The 19,305-nt window shown below is 39.9% G+C and carries 8 protein-coding genes and 1 other RNA gene; 8 read left to right on the top strand and 1 reads right to left on the bottom strand.

Features of this window, described 5'->3' with window-relative positions:
* Window positions 1-33: 33 nt before the first annotated feature.
* Window positions 34-12,315, top strand: a complete 12,282-nt coding sequence (locus Q3C15_RS02360) for a MucBP domain-containing protein (RefSeq protein WP_302703872.1) — start codon at window positions 34-36, stop codon at window positions 12,313-12,315.
* Between the two features lie 88 nt (window positions 12,316-12,403).
* Here the strand turns inward: Q3C15_RS02360 and Q3C15_RS02355 are convergent, their stop codons facing one another.
* Entirely contained in the window at window positions 12,404-12,889 is a 486-nt protein-coding gene (locus Q3C15_RS02355; protein ID WP_283577343.1) for a DUF1836 domain-containing protein, read from the bottom strand.
* 168 nt (window positions 12,890-13,057) lie between these two features.
* Between Q3C15_RS02355 and Q3C15_RS02350 the strand changes: the two genes are divergently transcribed.
* The 7 genes from Q3C15_RS02350 (at window position 13,058) to Q3C15_RS02320 (ending at window position 19,252) form a co-directional block, all read left to right on the top strand.
* A complete protein-coding gene (locus tag Q3C15_RS02350; protein ID WP_302703869.1) occupies window positions 13,058-13,687 on the top strand; it encodes a hemolysin III family protein in 630 nt (209 codons plus the stop codon).
* 95 nt (window positions 13,688-13,782) lie between these two features.
* Window positions 13,783-14,118, top strand: coding sequence for a metalloregulator ArsR/SmtB family transcription factor (locus tag Q3C15_RS02345; protein ID WP_057826872.1), 336 nt, complete (start codon window positions 13,783-13,785; stop codon window positions 14,116-14,118).
* A gap of 80 nt (window positions 14,119-14,198) precedes the next feature.
* Entirely contained in the window at window positions 14,199-14,882 is a 684-nt protein-coding gene (locus Q3C15_RS02340) for a ribonuclease H family protein (protein WP_302703859.1), read from the top strand.
* Window positions 14,883-15,095: 213 nt separating this feature from the next.
* Window positions 15,096-16,493, top strand: a complete 1,398-nt coding sequence (locus Q3C15_RS02335) for a L,D-transpeptidase family protein (protein ID WP_302703857.1) — start codon at window positions 15,096-15,098, stop codon at window positions 16,491-16,493.
* Between the two features lie 81 nt (window positions 16,494-16,574).
* Window positions 16,575-16,943, top strand: a transfer-messenger RNA (tmRNA) gene (gene ssrA, locus Q3C15_RS02330).
* Window positions 16,944-17,022: 79 nt separating this feature from the next.
* The gene (locus Q3C15_RS02325) at window positions 17,023-17,739 is read left to right on the top strand and encodes a response regulator transcription factor (protein WP_057826874.1); all 717 of its coding nucleotides are present in this window, start codon (window positions 17,023-17,025) and stop codon (window positions 17,737-17,739) included.
* A gap of 1 nt (window position 17,740) precedes the next feature.
* The gene (locus Q3C15_RS02320; RefSeq protein ID WP_302703855.1) at window positions 17,741-19,252 is read left to right on the top strand and encodes a HAMP domain-containing sensor histidine kinase; all 1,512 of its coding nucleotides are present in this window, start codon (window positions 17,741-17,743) and stop codon (window positions 19,250-19,252) included.
* Window positions 19,253-19,305 lie beyond the last annotated feature (53 nt).

Raw genomic sequence — 19,305 nt, 5'->3', positions numbered from 1 at the left:
TACCACAGTAAATAGATATATAGGAGACAAAAAATGAGAAGTAAGAGTTACATTGGAAAGCGATTCAATCGAATCAAATTATATAAAAAAGGTAAGATGTGGGTTGCAGCTTCAATTACAGTATTTTCATTGGGAATAACTGGAACTGTAGCTCATGCTGATAGTTTAAACTCTAGTGTATCAACAGACAGTACGGCATCACAGAAGTCAACGAAGATTTCAAGTAAATCAAGTTTAATTTTAAGGGCTAGTGCACCTTCAAAACGAGAGAATACAAACTTAAGTGCGACAGTAAAAGTTAAGCAACCGGTTAACACTTCTAATTCACAAGGCTCAAGCTTAAAAGCAAGCAGTAGTAATGCTCAACGAATTAATTCGAGCTCAAGTAGTCAAGACGACAATAATAATCAGAAGAGCTCAGCAACAGCTACTACTGTAAAGAATAGTGGAAGTTTAACAGGTAGTGCTTCTTCGCACTCTCAGGAAAGTTTAGTTCAAAATTCTTCATCAATTTCGAGTGAGAGACAAGTGTACCCAAAAACAGGCAGTTCGGTTAATAAAACGAAAGTTCCTCAAGTGATTGGTGAAAAAGGAAAAAATGCTTTAAATAGCTTAAAATTACCAGACAAAGAAAAACTTTTAAATAATCAAGATTTAGTCAATAAATTAAAAAACATGCCTGCAATTGTAAATCGTAAAAACGATGATAAAGATCTTGCAGCTTTATCGAATAAAGCTGGGGATAACGCACGGGGAATGTTTGATGATTACGAAAACTTTGATCATTTTGGAAGCTGGTCAATCTATTTTCAAGATGAAAATGGGAATGAAATTTATCCAGTTCAGGGCTATAGCTATGCAGGACCAAACTATGTTCAAAGTCAAATTACCAAAATTATAAATGAATTGATTTACTCAGGTTACGAATATATTGAAATGGATCCTAAACAGTCGATATCTTTTGAAACAATTGATGGATATTACATGATGTTTGTTACCTTGATCTTTAAAAGACTCCCACCACAACCAGGTGGAAAGGTTACTGTTAATTACGAAACTCAGGATGGTAAACTTTTGGGGAGTACGACCGCTTCTTATCAAACTCAAGGCGGTGAAACGGACCCAGAACCACACGTTAACGATATCTATACTTCTGTAATCAAGCAGTTTAAGGGATATCATATTGCAGAGATCCCTAGTAACGCTTATGGGGAAGTTACGGCAAGTCCCCAAACAGTAACGTATATTTATCAGGCAGATACTGAAACAGTAACAATTAACTTTGTTGACCAAAGTGACGGTGATTCTTTGGTTAAACAAGTTCATGTTTCAGGTAATTATGATACAACTGCTAACTTTGATGTGAATAGTTATGTTAGTCAACATCTTAAAGGATACGAAGTTGTCTCAAGTAATTGGCCAACAACAGGGGTTCTTTTGGGAGCAGATAGTTCGTCACAGGCTCCATATCAAGTTGTTTTAAAACATAAATTAACAACTACAACCCAGACAAAGACAGTTACACAAACAATTAACTATCAATATGAAAACGGGAAACGGGCATTAGCTCCAAAAGTAACAAAGATTACTTTTACCCGGACAGTTACAACCGATGATGTTACAGGACAGCAGACGTTTGGCACATGGCAAACGTCTAGTTCGACGACCTTTCCATCAGTAACGGCGCCAACGATTGTAGGGTATACGGCTTCACCTGCTGAAACGTCAGCCGTTGTCGGAGTAAATGCCGACAGTTCTGACAATGTTCAAACAATTGTATATCAAGCAAAACAAGAACAAATTACGTTAACCTTCTATGATATGGATGAAGGAAAGATTCTACAGCAAAAAACATTTATAGGGACTTATGGCTCAACACCTAATTTTGATTATCAAAGTGTTATCCAAAGTTACGAAAAAGATGGGTACCATGTGGCTTTAGATACAATTCCTTCAACTGGTTTAACGTTTACTGATAATAATAATCAAAACTACGAAGTTGACCTGACCCACACATATACTGTTTTACCTGCAGGAGCTAAAAATCTGGTTAATGTAATTAAGCGGACGATTCACTACGTATACCCAGATGGATCAACTGCTAAACCAGATGTTGTTCAAACGGTTACGTATACTCGTGGAGCCAAGAAAGATAATGTTACTGGCAATATTATCTATACAGATTGGTCAACGAAAGATAATCCTGATTTTCCAGCAGTTCAGTCACCGGCCATCTCAGGTTATACGCCGAACCAGGCAAGTGTCCCAGAACAAGCAGTATCTCAAGGAAGCAGTAACGTTATCGTAACGGTTATTTATGAAAAGAATTCAACACCTCAAAAGCCGCAGTCACCAACGAAGACAACGGTTACAGAAACGATTCACTATATTAGTAATACAGGGGTAACATTGTTGCCAGATACGGTTGTTACAAAAACGTTTACACGAAATAACAGCCATAGTTCATGGACAACTAAAGATGGAACGACTTTCTCAGCAGTTACTGCACCACAAATTACTGGGTATACTCCAAGTATGACGCAAATTCCTGCAGTTACAGGGATTACGGCCACAACAGGTAACATTGTTAAGACAATCGTTTACACTCCAGTTCAAGATACGATTACGATTAATTATGTTGATCAAACTGAAAATGGGCAAGTTATCCATCAAGACACATTAACGGGTTCATACGGTTCAACAGCTGATAATCCATCCCAAGCCGAAATTAAGAAATTGGAAAGTGAAGGGTATCAACTTGAAAATAATGGATTACCAGATCCAACAGCAACAAGTTTCACTTTTAAAAATAATCAAACGTATACGATTACCTTTGTACACACGTATAAGATAAGCCAGCAAGTTCAAACGGTTACTGAAACCATTAATTATCAATATCAAAATGGGACAAAAGCTGCCAATTCGTATACCAAATCGTTGACCTTTACTCGTCAACAAACAACAGATAATGTTAATGGTGAAAATACCTATGGTCCGTGGTCACCAACAACCGGTTCCTTCCCATCGGTTACAAGTCCTGAAATTACTGGGTATAATGCAAGTCAAAAAGTTGTTAATGAAATTGACAATGTTGATGGAAGTACTGCCAGCATTATTAGGACGGTCATTTATACTCCGATTGAGGAATCAGTAACAATTACGTATGTGGATGATACGTCAAATAGTGTAATTACAACGGTTACAATTTCTGGCGGATATGGTACAAAATCGGATTATTCAACTTCAGCTGATATTAGCAAACTGGAATCTAAAGGATATGATTTAGTATCAGATGGGTTCCCATCAAGTGGAATCATTTTTGGAAAGAGTGAAAGTAACTACGTTGTTCACATGAAAGACCAAATGGTATCAAGTGAAAATACTCAAACAGTTACAGAAACCATCAATTATGTTGATCAAAATGGTAATCCAGTAGCATCTGCCCATGTTTCAACGGTTACGTTTACTCAGCCAGTTGTAACTGATAAGGTTACTGGACAACAAACTTTAGGGACATGGACACCTGCAACCCAAACGTTTGCTCCAGTAGCATCGCCTAAGGTAACCGGTTACACTCCCGAAAAGGCTGAAAGTGATTCAGTAACGGTTAATGCGCCAACGGCGACATCTACTCCGCAAAACATTACGCAAAACATTACGTATACTCTGAACAAGGAAAAGGTTGAGATTCAATTTATCGACCAAACAACGGGGGATGTTTTAACAACTGAATACGCAACTGGTGATTATGGAACAAGATCAAATTATTCACCAATGAAGACGATGCTTCAGTATATCAACGAAGGTTATAAGTTGGTATCAAGTAGCTTCCCAATTGGAGGAATTACGTTTACTCAAGATGGAGTTGTTCCGGTATATAAGATCGTTTTAGCTCACAATACGAGAACTGACACGGTTACAAGTAACCCTGACAATATTCCAACAGACCAACTAAGCGATAGTGTCACAGAAACAATCACTTATACGTATGCAGATTCTGGAAAGCAAGCGGAATCTCCAAATACACAAACAATTACGTTTACGCGTTCTGCAACAGTGGACATGGTTACGCATAAAGTCCTTTCATATTCAGATTGGACCGCTTCACAGAACGGATTTAATGCTGTAACTTCACCAAAGATTACGGGTTATACTGCAAATCCACAAGTTGTTTCGGCAGTAACGAATGTAACGGCTGGTTCAAAGAATATTACGGTGGGGGTAACTTATACTCCAAATCAAGAAACGGCAACGATTCAATATGTTGACCAAACAACTAATAAGGTCTTAAATACAGTAACGGTTAATGGCGTTTATAACGGAACAACGGCATATGACCCAACTTCAGTAATTCAAGGTTATGAAAAGCAAGGATACGTCCTTGTAAAGAATGGCGTTCCCGCAGACGGAATTACGTTTACTCAAGATGGAACACCACAAGTGTACACAGTTACGTTGAAACACAATATTACTCAGGATACACCATCAGATAATCCGGATAATATTGCCAACTTGTCAGACACTGTAACCCAAACAATTACCTATATTTATGGATTAAATACGGGTAAGGCAGGTCAAACAGCGGCTCAGACGAAGACGAATACGGTTACATTTACTCGGAGTGCTTCATATGATCACGTAACGGGACAAACAACATATAGTTCATGGAATCCTGAAAGTGGGACATTCCCAGCAGTTGCTTCACCAAAAATTGCAGGATATACACCAAGTGCAGCCTCATCAACAGCGGTAACAGTTACGCCAATGGGAGCAAATAATGCGCAAACAATTACGTATAACGCTAATAAGGAGTCAGCAACTGTTCAATACATTGATCAAACCGATAACAATTCAGTTATTAAGACTGATACGGTTAATGGAGTATATGGGCAAACTGTATCTTATGATGCAACGGATGAGATTAAGACGCTTGAATCTGAAGGGTATCAATTGGTTTCTGACGGCGTAAAGAATGATCAAATTACATTAACTGATGGAACAAACCAGGTATATCAGATTGTCTTAAAGCACGCAACGCGGACGGATACTCCAACAAGTAACCCAGATAGTTTACCATCAGATGATTTGCAGAAGACTGTTAGTGAAACGATTAATTACGTTTATGGTAAGGATGCAGGATCACTTGCGGGCAAGCAAGCAGCTGATTCAGTTACGAAGACGGTTACATTTACCCGCTCAGCAACGGTGGATCAGGTAACCCATAAAGTAATTTCTTACGGGTCATGGACCCCAGCAACTGGAGAATATCCAGAAGTATCGTCTCCAGAAGTAACGGGTTATACACCGGATCAATCAACGGTTGCTGCAGTGGATAACATTACTCCAAATTCAAGTAATTCGACAGTTACAGTAACGTACCATCCAAACCAAGAAAAGTTTACGGTTCAATTTGTTGACCAGACTGAAAATAACAAGGTATTGGATACAGTTATTGAAACAGGAGCTTATGATACTACTTCAACGTACTCTCCTGAAAGTGAAATTGAATCATATGAAAGTCAAGGATACGTATTAGTTTCTAATAAGTACCCAACGGGCGGCTATACCTTCAATCAGGATGGAATGGATCCGGTCTTTACGATTACTTTGAAGCATGATATTACTCAGGATACACCAACGAATAATCCAGATGGGGTTACTGGATTGTCAAGCACAGTTAACCAAACAATTAATTATGTTTTTGGTTCAAATACTGGAAAATCTGGACAGACGGCTGCCAAATCAAAGACAACCTCTGTAACGTTTACCCGAAATGCTTCATATGACCATGTAACTAAACAAACAACTTACGGGTCATGGACCCCAGCAAGTAGTGAATTTCCATCAGTAACCTCGCCAACAATTACGGGATATACACCAAGTGCAGCCTCATCAACGGCGGTCACTGTTGAACCAAATGATAAGAACAATACTCAAACAATTACGTATAACGCCAATGCCGAATCAGCTAAGATTGAATATATCGATCAAACAAACGATAATTCAGTTATTAAGACTGATACAGTTGATGGTGTATTTGGTCAAACCGTCAGTTACGATCCAACTGATGAAATCAAAGCACTTGAAGCAAAGGGATATCAGTTAGTTTCAGATAGCGTTAAGAATAACCAAATTACGTTTACAAATGGCACAAATCAGGTATATCAGATTGTTTTAAAGCATGGAACAACGGAAGAAACTCCATCAAGTAATCCAGATAAACTTGATTTGACAAAGACGATTACGCGGACAATTAACTATCAATATCAAGGCGGAGCTCAGGCGGCTAAATCAGTAACTAACTCAGTAACCTTTACGCGAACAGCAACAAAGGATGATGTTACTGGTGATATCACATATACTCCGTGGACAAGTACAACAACTGCGTCATATCCAACTGTAACTTCACCAAAGATTACGGGATATACTGCAAACCAAACACAAGTTGCAGGTGCAACCGTTACGGCCGATGATTCTGATTCAACGGTCACAGTTACCTATACTCCAAATTCAGAAACGGCAACCGTAACGTTTATTGATGACACAACTGGTAAACAGTTATCAACGAAGACTTTAACTGGAGCATACAACACAAACTCAAGTTATAGTCCCCAAGCAACAATCACTGCATATGAAAAGCAGGGTTATCAATTAGTAAGTGATAATTACCCAACTAACGGAGCAGTCTTTGGCAAGGATGGAGTTACTCAAAATTATCAAATTCATTTGAAAGAAGGAACGGAGACTTTTACACCTTCAAATCCAAATGGACTTGATTTGAAGCACACGGTAACGCAAACAATTCATTATGTATATAGTGATGGTAAAACTGCCGAACCGGATGCAACGGCTTCAATTACCTTTAGTCGGACAGCAACAAAGGATGAAGTAACAGGAGTAATTACGTATACACCTTGGACTAATGCAAGTTCAACTGATGATTTTCCAGCAGTCAAATCACCAGCGATTACTGGATATACGCCAAATGCAGCAGAATCAACGCCGGTTGATAATGTTACAGAAAGCACGCCAGACAATGTTCAAACGATTACGTATACACCAAATAAGGAAACAGCAACGGTGAAGTATGTTGATCAAACAACGGGTAAAACACTTCAAACCGTTGCAGTTAACGGGGTATATGACGGTACAACCGCATACGATCCGACATCCGTAATCCAAGGCTATGAAAAGAAAGGATACGTTCTTGTAAACAATGGTGTTCCAACTAGCGGAATTACGTTTAGTCAAGATGGGGTAACCCCAACGTATACCGTTACATTGAAGCATGGGACAACAACGTATACTTCAACAAATAATCCAAATAACCTTGATTTGAGTAATACAGTAACGCATACAGTCCACTATGTATACAGCACGGGTGGTCAAGCTCAACCGGATAATACGCAAAAGATCACCTTTACGCGGACCGCAACCAAGGATAACGTTACGGGAACAATCACATACAGCAACTGGGGTCCAGCATCTGGAACCTTTAGTTCAGTGACGACACCAACAATGGTCGGTTATACTGCAAGCGCAGCTTCAAGTACACCGGTTTCAAACGTAACAGCAACAAGTGCTAATAGTTCACAGACGATTACGTATACTCCTGACCAAGAGTCAGCAACGGTAACGTATGTTGATGATACAACGAACCAAACAATTAAGACGGTAAACTTAACAGGAGCATTCAATTCAACATCAAGTTATTCAACCGCTGATGAGATTAGTGCTTTAGAAAAGGCTGGTTATCAATTGGTAAGCAGTAATTATCCAGACGGCGGAGTTAAGTTCGATGAAAACGGTGAAGTGCAACACTTTACGGTTCATTTGAAGCACACTTATACAACCGAAACGCCAACAAGTAATCCGGATGGACTTGACCTTAGCAACACGGTAACGCAAACGATTAAGTATGTATACAGTAATACTAATAAGCAAGCTGCATCTCCAAAGGTAACTTCAATTACGTTTACCCGGACCGCAACGAAGGATAACGTAACGGGCAAGATTGTGGGCTATTCAAACTGGACCACAACGGGAAGCAATTCATTCCCATCAGTTGTTTCACCAACGATCACGGGTTATACTCCAAATCCGACGGCAACAACTGCGGTGGATAATTTAACGGGAACATCACCGAATAATGTTCAAACTGTAACTTATTCACCAAATAAGGAAACGGCGACAGTTACATTTGTTGATGAAACAACCGGCAAGACATTGCAAACTGTAACTTTGACGGGTGCATATGGAACAACGGATTCATATAACCCGCAAAGTGTTATTCAACAATATGAAGCAAAAGGCTATGAAGTTGCTAGTGATAATTATCCAACTAATGGGGTGAACTTTGATGAAGATGGAGTTGTTCAAAAGTTTGTAATTGGGCTCACACATACAACTTCACAGTCAGTTGAATCAAAGACGGTAACCCAGACGATTAATTATGTATATAGCAATGGTAAACAAGCAGCTTCACCAAAGAAGACTTCAATTACCTTTACACAGATTGCAACGAAAGACCAAGTAACAGGTGTAATCACATATTCACCATGGACAAGCGCAACAACGACATTCCCAGAAGTGGTTTCACCAGTTATTCCAGGATATACCCCGGATAAAAAGACAGTTGCTGCAGTTACAGGAGTAAATGCCAATACTCCCGCGGACAATGTCACGGTAACGTATACTCCAAATCAAGAAACAGCAGATGTTCAGTATATTGACGATACAACTGGTCAAGTTATTAAGAATGTTCCATTAACTGGGGCATATAATTCGAAATCAACTTACGACCCTACTAGTCAAATTCAAAGTTATGAAAAAGAAGGATATAAGTTAGTAAGTAATAATTTCCCAGCTAATGGTGAAATCTTTAATGAAGACGGTAAGCAGCAGGTTTACCAAATTCATTTGACAGAAACAACAACGCAATATACCCCAAGTAATAATCCTACAAATCTTGATTTGACAGACACAGTGACGCATACTGTTAAATATCAATATCAAAATGGAACAACAGCGGCAGATTCGAAGATAGCAAGCGTAACATTTACGCGAAATGCAACGAAGAACAATGTAACCGGTGCAATCACGTATACGCCGTGGACACCAGCGATCAGTAACTTCCCACAAGAAGTTTCACCAACGATTACGGGCTATACTCCAAGTGTTGCCAAAACAGCAGCAATTGCAGTTAAACCAGGTGCTCAAAATTCGACCCAGACTGTTGTTTACACACCAAATCAAGAAAAGATTACGGTGACGTATATTGACCAAACAACAGGTAAAACGTTGAAAGTGGTAACATTAACGGGAACATACGGCTCAAAGGCCAATTATAATCCTCAAACCCAGATTCAAACTTATGAGAATCAAGGATATGAGCTTGTTAATAACACTTACCCACAAGCAGGGGCAACGTTTAATGAAGATGGAACGGTTGCAAATTATAATATTTACTTGAAGCACAAGGATGATAATAATCCAACTGGCTTAGACTTGAATCATACTGTTACAGAGACGATTAAATACGTTTACAGTAATGGTAAACAAGCAGCTTCAGCTAAGACTTTGACGTTAACATTCCATCGGGACGCAACGAAAGATGATGTAACAGGTCAAGTAACTTACACTGCGTGGAAACCAGTTGCCGGGACAACCTTCCCAGCAGTTGATAGCCCGGTGATTACTGGGTACACTCCGAGTCAAAAAGTTGTAAGTGTAATCAGTAATGTTAGTGAGGTAACACCAGATTACACAACGACGGTGACATATACACCAAATCAAGAAAAGGCAACGGTAACGTTTATTGATGATACAACTGATAAAACAATTACGGTTGCTAACTTGACTGGAGCATATGGAACGACTTCAAATTATAGTCCTGATACAACTATTAAAAAGCTTGAAAGTGAAGGATACGAGTTAGTCAACGATAACTATCCACAAGGTGGAGTGGTCTTCAATCAAGATGGGAAAGTGCAAACCTTCACGATCCATTTGAAGCACAAGACAACCACGGAAACCGTAACGAATAATCCAGATCACTTAGATTTGAGTCATACGATTACTCAAACAATTAAGTACCAGTACACAAACGGTACAACCGCAAGTAAGACGCATACGGCTCAAATTACGTACACCCGGACGGCAACGAAAGATGATGTTACGGGCAATGTAACATACAGCGACTGGACAACCGCTAACAATGATTTCCCAGCAGTCGATTCACCAGCAATTGCGGGATATACGCCAAGTCAATCCGTTGTTGGTCCGGTAAAAGTTGACCCAACAAGTAATGATCAAAATATTGTTGTAACGTATAATGCAAACCAAGAAAAAGCAACTGTGGTTTATATTGACGATACAACAGGTGAAGTGTTAAGTACTCAAACATTGACGGGAGCATACGGCTCAAGAGCCAACTATGATATTCAAGGTCAAATCAAGAACTTTGAAAATCACGGTTACCAATTAGTCAGCGATGACTATCCGGCAAACGGTGAAGTCTTCAACAACCCAGGACATGTGAATAAGTATGTTGTTCACTTGAAACACAAAGTGACAAGCGATTCAACAACAAGCAACCCGGATAACGTTGCGGACTTAACGAAGACTGTCAGTGAAACGATTACGTACACTTATGCAAACGGTAAAACGGCCGCTCAAAGCGTAACAAATAAAGTAACGTTTACCCGGACAGCAACAAAAGACCAAGTTACCGGCAAAGTAACTTACGGCGCATGGACTCCAGCTGGCAATGACGACTTCCCAGCCGTTGATTCACCAACAATTACGGGGTATACACCAAGTGTTGCTCAAGTTGGAGCTGTGAATAACGTGGCTGCCAATGCAAGTAACACTGTGAAGAACGTTGTTTATACACCAAACGAAGAAAAAGTAACGGTTACATTTGTGGATGAAACGACGGGGAAGACGATTTCAGTTACTGATTTGACGGGCCCATATGGTTCAACGGCAAATTATAGTCCAACCGCAAAAATCAAAGAACTTGAAAGTCAAGGATATGAAGTTGTTAGCGATGATTATCCACAGGGCGGAGCAGTCTTTAATCAGGACGGAAAGGTTAAGAATTACACCATTGGATTAAAACATAGAGTTAAAACTATAACTTCAGATAATAACCCAATGGGCTTAACGTTAAGTCATAAGATTACGCGGACAATCAAATATCAGTTCGAAAATGGAAAACAAGCTGCACCAAGCAAGATTGAAACAATTACGTTTGGTCGAACAGGAATGATTGATGAAGTCACACATCAAATTACTTATTCTCCATGGAAAGCTCAAGGTTCTGACGATTTTGCACCGGTTGTTTCACCAAAAGTTCGGGATTATACACCGAACATCCAGACAATCAGTGCAATGGATAACGTTGCTGAAAATCATCCAAATATCACACAAACCGTTACGTATGATTTGGATAAGGAAAAAGCAACCGTTTCATATATTGATATTACGACTGGAAAAGTCTTATCAACTGATGATTTAACAGGTGATTTGGACTCAGTTTCAAATTATAATCCACAAGCGATGATTGATAAGTATGAAAGTGAAGGTTATCAATTTATAAAGAGTGATTATCCGACAGATGGAAGAGTCTTTAGTCAAGACGGGATTGTTCATCATTACATTATCCAATTGAAGGAAAAGACGATGAACTATACGCCGGATAATAATCCGAAGAACCTCGATCTAACGAAGACAGTCACCCGGACGATCAACTATGTGGATGCTAACGGTAAACAATTGGCTCCAAGCGTAACGCAAAAGGTAACGTTTACGCGGAATGCGACGGTCAACGAAGTTACAGGCGAAGTAACATATAGTAATTGGCAACCAATTGGTAGTGACAGTTATAATGCAGTTAACTCACCATTTATCAAAGGATATACGGCAACGCCAAATGTTGTTGAAGCTCAAACTAACGTCTCAGCTGATACGAGTGATCAAAGTATTAATGTAAAATATACAGCTAATACTGTACCTTCAAAGAACCATAGCCAAAAAGGTAAGAAGGCTTCAGGCTCACAAAAGGTAAGCAAGCGATTACCAGCTAAGAAGTCATCCAATGAAGGAACGGTTCGCGTTGCAGAACAATCAACCGCGATTGAAAAGCAAACACCAAAAAATTCAGCTGCGCAACCAAATGAAAGTAAGAATACTTTGCCGCAAACCGGTGAAGATTCAGCAAATCATTCGTTGTTCGGTGAACTGTTGATCGCTCTTTCAGGATTACTTGGATTCTTCGGAATCGGAAAACGGAAAAAAGATAAAGAAGAATAATAGTAAATGAAAAACGCTCTCCAATGATGGAGGGCGTTTTTTGTAAAGAATAAAAATTCCGCTAAGCAATTAATGCTTAACGGAATTTTTAATGCTCATTAATCAAATGTTCACTAATGATTTTACAAATCACGGTTTGAATAATAAGGTTCAAGGCTAATTCAGCTCGGCTTGATTCATCAAAATGCAAGTCAAGGTTAAAGTGCTGTAAATCAAGATCGGCAAACGCAGTGTTGAAAGCTTTGCAAAATGAATTGTAATTTTCCTGGTAATTATCTTGAACGTTGGTGAGCAACCATTCATGGATGTCATCAAGCGAATAGACCTGTTTCATGATGGTGATCAGAATCAGCGAAGCAACGTGTTCCTGTGAATATTTCTTTTTGATCGGCTTCGGCATTAATCCTTTTTTGACGTAGCTGTTCACCATCGATGCGGTAATTGGACCCGAAATAATTGGTTCAAGGTACCGATTCCCAAGGCTGACGACCTGATCCATATAGAGGGCCAGATCAGGCAGCTCTTTCCATTGCGGCAGTTGCGGCGCGTTTGCAAGTAATTCATCGATCTTCATTGTGTTAAATCCTTCTTTAATTAATCTGATTTAATTATAGCATGCTTTGGAATTTGAATTGAAAATAAAATTGGATTTTCAATTTATTTAAAGATCTAAATTGATTATATCTAGAATTTAAATCTAGATGTAGTATAATTAAGATACCAAAGATGAAGGAGCGAGAACATGACACATAAAGAACAGATTATCAATGAAATCTTAAGTGCAGTCACCCACGCAATTGGAATCGGCTTAAGTATTTGGGGATTAGTGTTATTAATCTTAAAAGGCATTAGAACGAATTCGATTCTGGTTGCAGTTACAGTGATCATTTATGGAATAACGTTAATTGGGTTATATTTGTTTTCAACCCTTTTCCATTCATTGTACTTTACAAAGCTTAGTCGAATTTTCCAATGTTTTGATCATTGCGGGATCAACTTATTGATTGCCGGGACTTACACCCCGTATTGTTTACTGGCAATTCGCGGCTGGTTAGGAACTGGAATGTTGATTGTGATTTGGGCACTTGCGCTTGGCGGAATGGCCTATCATTTATTTGCCAAGAACCGGCAGCAAAAGGTTGAAACTCTTCTGTACGTTTTAATGGGGTGGATGTGTTTACTGGGAGCTAAGCCGCTGTTAACAAGTTTAGGGATCACCTCATCATGGTTATTGATTGCTGGCGGGGTGATTTTTACCCTTGGAGCATTGATCTACAGCATTCGCAATTTACGGTTTGCCCACGTGATCTGGCATTTGCTGGTCATGGGCGGGACGGCGTGCATGTTTTTATCAATTTATCTGTTTATTTAATTTAAATTTATAAAATTGTGGTGTAAACGCTTGCTGTTATCAAATCATAATGGTACTCTATAATTGAAATTGGTTTATGAAAGAAGTGGGGAAGGATGGCAGTTAGCAAGTTAAATCAACAGCAAGAAGCTGCGATTAAATCGTTTGAAAAAGACTTTAATGTAATGCATGCATTGGCAGATCGAAATCGGCAAAAAATTATCGTACTCCTTGCTCACCACTTAGATGATGGGTTGACGGTAACTTCAATTACGGAGAGAATGGCAATTACTCAACCCGCTGTTTCGCATCATCTCAAGATTTTGCGGGATGCAGGGATTGTTTCGTTTCATAAAAAAGGACTTCAAAGTGTCTACTATTTGACACTCAAAGAACCGTTAAAAGGATTAGAACAATCTTTAAATGGGTTACGGACGAAATTCGAAAAGTAATTAAAAGGTAAAAAGTTAAAGACGGATGCGAGACTGAGCGATGAGCGCAGCCTCATTTTTTATTTTAGAAAGGAATTACAATGAAATTTTACGCTGTGCGCAAAGGACGCAAACCAGGAATCTATTCAACTTGGAGTGAATGCGAAGCCCAAGTTAAGGGATTTCCCAAAGCAGAATATAAAAGTTTTCGCCAACGAGCTGATGCTGAAAGTTATCTTCAAGGAAATGAAGTTTCAAATTCCAAAAAGAAGGCTTCGTCTTCGGCAGTCCAAAACGGCTGGAAGAATCCGGATATTCTCTTATTTACTGACGGCGGATCCCGCAACCATGGCAACCATGCGGGCGATCATGTCCATGCTGATGATAAGGCGGCCTGGGCGTTCTTGATCCGGCGGGACGGTCATAATGTGCGCGGAACGGGCGGTGAATACGGCGCAACCAATAACCGCATGGAATTGATGGCTTTAAAAAATGCGTTGAAAGTTCTGGGACAGCGCGGATGGAATCACGAAAAAATCAATGCCACTTTGGATTCGCGGTATGTTTTGCAGGCGATTCAAAAGAAATGGCTGCAGTCGTGGAAACGGAACGGCTGGCGCAAATCATCCGGCGAAACGGTTGCCAATCAAGAATTATGGCAGGAAATTGACCGTCTTTTACCATATTTCCCGCAAATTAAGTTTATTTGGACTAAAGGCCATGCGGACAATAAGGGAAATGTAATTGTTGACCAAATGCTGAATGCCAAAATGGATCAAATGTAATTTTAATAGGATAAGAAATTTACAATAGGTAATAAAAAATATTTTGACCAGCGAAAATTGGTTAGCAAGGTCAAATCGCGGTTTATTAGGATTTATCAATTTATCAGAAAACGGTCATAAATTCCCCATTTTTAATTCAATGAATTTAGTTAAATTAAGGATTGAAAACTTAATTTTAAAAGCTATAATTAGGTAAGTAAACTAATGGAGGGATTGATAGGTATCAAAGCGAAAAAGAAAGGAGCAATTATTACGATCGTTGTGGTCGCAGTAATTGCCATTGCATTCGGTGGAATGGCAGCTTATCAAGCAAACCATTTTAATAAAGGAGTTGCCATTAATGGAGTTAATGTTGGGGGATTGACTGCAAGTCAAGCAATGTCAAAACTCGAGAACGGGAAACTGGATAATACGGTTAAAGTTGGTAATCAAGTAATTTACCAAGGAAAGCAAACCGTTTCCGGAGTTACCGCTCAAGACGAACCAGAAGTCAAAGCAATTTTGAAGAAACAATTTACTTTGATTCCAACAAGTAAAGCAAAAAATTACAACGTTTCATCAAATCAAAATAATCAATACCGGACAACTGATTTGCGCAATGCGGTGCAACAGAAGTTAACCGCAATGAACGCTGACCGGACACCAGCACGGGATGCCTGTGCAGTTTTAAAGGACGGAACGGTTTCAGTTGAAAAGGCAAAAGACGGGAATCAATACAACGTCAAGGCAATGATGAAGGAATATGATAATCAAGTCAACGATGACCACATTGATTTGAAAGCCATCATTGCTAAGCCAGTAACCGAATCAAGTCAACAAGTTGAAAATGAAAAGACGAAGTTGCAAGATTTGGCGAATGCAACGGTTGATTATAAGGTTGAAAATCAAGATTATAATTTACCAGCTAAACAAATGATCACGTCGGCTAAATATGTCAACGGCAAGTATCAAATTAATTCAAAGGCCCTTGCAGATAAGATCGATCAAATCAACAAGAGTCAGTCAACTCTTGGCAAGAAGTTCAACTTTAAGACTTCAAATGGCAATACCATTCAAGTCCAAGGCAAGACGTATGGCTGGGCAATTGATACGAAGAGTGCGGTTGCAAGCATCTTAAAGGCTTACGAAAATGGAACGAAGACCGTTGATGCCAAGAATAATATTTATGGCATTGGCTACAATGAAAACGGAACGGGTTACGGTGTAACATCAAACGATGGTATCGGTGATACCTACGCTGAACTTTCAATCGCTGATCAGCACGCATGGTTCTACCGTGATGGAAAGTTAGTTGATCAAGTTGACGTTGTAACCGGGAACGTCCAATCACATAATGATACGCCTAAAGGGGTTTACTACATTATGTACAAACAATCACCTTCAACCTTGAAGGGGGTTGGCTATAACGGTCAAGCTTACAGCTGCAAGGTTCAATACTGGGCTCAATTTACAAACGATGGTTGCGGCTTCCACGATGCATGGTGGCGGACAAACTGGGCCAAGGATGCATACTTGACTCAAGGATCAGACGGGTGTGCAAATATTCGTCCAGACCAAGCCGGCCAAGTTTACAACTCACTTTCAGTTAATGAACCAGTAATTGTATACTAATATAAGAAAAGATAAAGGGATGGCAAGCACAAAATTTGTTTTTTGGTATGATTATGATAAAATACTAGTGTAACAGATTTTGGGGATGTTTAGGATTCGACAGGTATAGGTCGAGCTTAAACTGCGCTTAGTAGGTTGCGACTACTATAAAACGCTCAGTTAAATATAACTGCAAAAAATAACAATAATTCATACGCCTTAGCTGCCTAATCGCGGTATAGCGTAAATCTTGATTAGGATCGTCCACGTTCTAATTAAGGTTTTATATGCAGTGGACTACGTTGTCAGTTCCCGTCTGAAATTGGCAAAAGAGATCGATCAGGCTAGTTGATAACGGTGGCCATGTTACACGGCGGGGTTATCAATGAAATTCAAATAGTGTGACTATGAACGTAGATGTTTAGGTGGCGATATGCTTGGACGCGGGTTCGACTCCCGCCATCTCCATAAGAGGGCTGAAGCTAGGGAATGATCCTTCTTCAGTCTTTTTTGTTAAATTCAGCTCGATAATTAGGTAGGAGAGATTTTAATGAAGATTTTAATGATTGAAGATAACAAATCAGTATGTGAAATGATGTCGATGTTTTTTGAAAAGGAAAATTGGGATGCCACGTATGCCTACGATGGTGAAGAAGCCATTGAAAAGTTCAAGGCCGCTCCTAATAGTTGGGATATGATCACGTTGGATTTGAATCTTCCAAAAATGGATGGAATGCAAGTTAACGCTGAAATTCGGAAAATTTCAAAAACCGTTCCGATCATCATTCTGACAGCACGAGATTCAGAAAGCGACCAGGTTTTAGGTCTTGAAATGGGAGCCGATGATTACGTTGTTAAGCCGTTTTCACCAATTACGTTGATTGCCCGGATCAAAGCTCTTCACCGGCGGGCAACGATTGGCGGCGGAACTCCCAACCAAGATAATACCGCTGAAAAATTTGATGTGGTTACTGATCATTTGAAATTGAGTACGACCACGCGGGAAGTCTTTTTGGATGATAAACCGTTAAATAATTTGACTCCCAAGGAATTTGATCTTTTAAAGACCCTTGCTCAAAAACCGCGGCAAGTCTTTTCACGTGAACAATTATTGCAACTGGTTTGGGACTATGAATACTACGGTGATGAACGGACCGTTGATGCTCACATCAAGAAGATTCGGCAAAAGATCGAAAAGGTTGGCCCCCAAGTGATTCAAACGGTTTGGGGCGTCGGTTACAAGTTTGATGATTCTGAGGTAAAGTAAAATGAAGTTTAAGTTCAAACTTCTTTATCAGCAAATGCTGCTGTTTTTTACAATGATCGTGTGTTTCCTTGTAATTGTCGGGGTTTCCTTATTTCACCTGACAAAGGAAAATGTTTACCAGGATGCATGGACACGGATGGAAGGCTATGCTCAAAGTATTCGCAACAATGCATTGCAATTAACGACGAATGACCAGGGCGAAACGCAAATTACGTTGAATGCGCAAGAGTTGCGGGATAGTGAAATGATTTTGAAGAACAATGATGTGCATTTTACGATTTACACCGGTCCGGATCAGGTCCTTTATCCGCAGTATGGGTTTAAGTCAACGATCTCTAAAAATGATTGGAAAGAATTGCAAAATGGTAAAATCTTAAAACGGCGGGATGACCTCGCAGGGAAGGGACGGCTATTTAAGGATCACCATGGTGAACACCCGAAGATGATGCCGAAACAACGGATGACGGATATTTTCATGCCGTGCTTTGATGTTAACGGTCAGCTTGTTGCCGTCATTTCAGTTGCATCTGCCGTTTCAAACATTCATAACGATTTCCGCAAGGTTCAGCAAAATCTGACGTTTGCGTTAATGATCTGTACGATTTTGGGATTCATTATCAGTTACCTGATTGCCCGTTACATTACGAAGCGGATCAAAAAGATGCAGGTTGCTACTCGTCAAGTCGCAGAGGGTAACTTTGATGTTCAGATTGAACACGGAAATCAGGATGAGCTTGATGAACTCGCGATTGATTTTAATCAAATGGCCGCGTCACTGAAGGCATCGTCAGAAGAAATTCAGCGGCAGGAACAGCGGCGCAAGGAATTCTTTGCGAATGCCGCGCATGAAATGCGGACGCCGTTAACGACCATTAACGGCTTGCTTGAAGGAATGAAGTATAACGCAATTCCTGAAAACAAGGTCGGCGAAAGTATCGATTTAATGAGCAACGAAACCAAACGGTTGATTCGACTTGTTAATGATAACTTGGACTACGAACGGATTCGGTCCGGTTCGATGCAGCTTAACTTAACAAAGTTTAGTGCAACCGAAACATTGAACAAGATCATGCGGCAACTCACGCCGAAAGCCGATGAAGCAAACGACCATTTCGAAATGCAAACGCAGGAAGACATTCCGGTATGTGCTGACTATGACCGGTTTACGCAGATTTTCTATAACATCATGCAAAATGCGATCCAGTTTACAACGGATGGAACGATCACGGTGGCCGTCAAACGGCGTGAAAAACAAGCTGGAACAGAAATTAAGGTTTCAGATACCGGAATTGGAATGAGTCAGGAGCAGTTGGATAATATTTGGGAACGGTATTACAAAGCAGATCAATCACGGGCGCGGACGAAAGGCGAATCCGGATTGGGGCTTGCAATCGTTCACCAGTTGATCCAACAGCATAAAGGAAAGATCAAGGTTACAAGTACTGAAGGGGAAGGGACAACGTTTACGCTGTTCTTCCCTGATCAGAAGATTGCAACCGCAAAGAAGAAATAGGAAAAGGAAGAGATTGTGGCGAGAGCTGCAATCCCTTTTCTGTATTTTATGGT

It is taken from the genome of Ligilactobacillus sp. 110_WCHN (assembly GCF_030518115.1).
GTDB lineage: Bacteria > Bacillota > Bacilli > Lactobacillales > Lactobacillaceae > Ligilactobacillus > Ligilactobacillus aviarius_C.
This window is presented reverse-complemented; position numbering and strand designations above follow the sequence as displayed.

Bases quoted from the DNA above. Each gene is read 5' to 3' on its own strand.
- Q3C15_RS02360 (WP_302703872.1), top strand. From the start codon at position 34: ATGAGAAGTAAGAGTTACATTGGAAAGCGATTCAATCGAATCAAATTA.
- Q3C15_RS02355 (WP_283577343.1), bottom strand. From the start codon at position 12,889: ATGAAGATCGATGAATTACTTGCAAACGCGCCGCAACTGCCGCAATGG.
- Q3C15_RS02350 (WP_302703869.1), top strand. From the start codon at position 13,058: ATGACACATAAAGAACAGATTATCAATGAAATCTTAAGTGCAGTCACC.
- Q3C15_RS02345 (WP_057826872.1), top strand. From the start codon at position 13,783: ATGGCAGTTAGCAAGTTAAATCAACAGCAAGAAGCTGCGATTAAATCG.
- Q3C15_RS02340 (WP_302703859.1), top strand. From the start codon at position 14,199: ATGAAATTTTACGCTGTGCGCAAAGGACGCAAACCAGGAATCTATTCA.
- Q3C15_RS02325 (WP_057826874.1), top strand. From the start codon at position 17,023: ATGAAGATTTTAATGATTGAAGATAACAAATCAGTATGTGAAATGATG.
- Q3C15_RS02320 (WP_302703855.1), top strand. From the start codon at position 17,741: ATGAAGTTTAAGTTCAAACTTCTTTATCAGCAAATGCTGCTGTTTTTT.